Genomic DNA, 466 nt, shown 5'->3' with positions numbered 1-466 from the left:
ACATGTACTCCGACCTCGGCGCCGACGTCCTCGGGATGGTCGTCGAGGCCGCCGCCGGCGAGGGGCTCGACACCTTCCTCGACAAGCGCGTCTTCCGGCCGCTCGGCATGTTCGACACGGGCTTCCGGCCCGCCGACTCGCTCAAGTACCGCATCGCCCCCACCGAGATCAGCCCGCCGCGCGGCTACCCGGTGAAGGGCGAGGTCCACGATGAGAATGCCTACGTGCTGGGCGGCGTCGCCGGCCACGCGGGGCTCTTCAGCACCGCGGCCGACCTGTCGATCTTCGCCCAGATGATGCTCAACGGCGGCGAGTACGACGGCACGCGCATCCTCAAGCAGGCGACGGTGGACATGTTCACGCGCCGCGCCGCCGGCACGCGCGCCCTCGGCTGGGACACCGCCGACGGGGACGGCGGCGCCGGGAGCTACCTGACCCAGCGCGCCTACGGGCACACGGGCTTCAC

Annotated in this window: 1 protein-coding gene; it reads left to right on the top strand. The window is 71.9% G+C overall.

Annotated elements, in window-relative coordinates; translation table 11 throughout:
• A partial coding sequence (locus I6F37_RS39080; RefSeq protein ID WP_225154239.1) for a serine hydrolase occupies nt 1–466 on the top strand: 466 nt, incomplete at both ends.

The sequence above is a fragment of the Bradyrhizobium sp. NBAIM08 genome (assembly GCF_020193935.1).
GTDB lineage: Bacteria > Pseudomonadota > Alphaproteobacteria > Rhizobiales > Xanthobacteraceae > Bradyrhizobium > Bradyrhizobium yuanmingense.
This window is presented reverse-complemented; position numbering and strand designations above follow the sequence as displayed.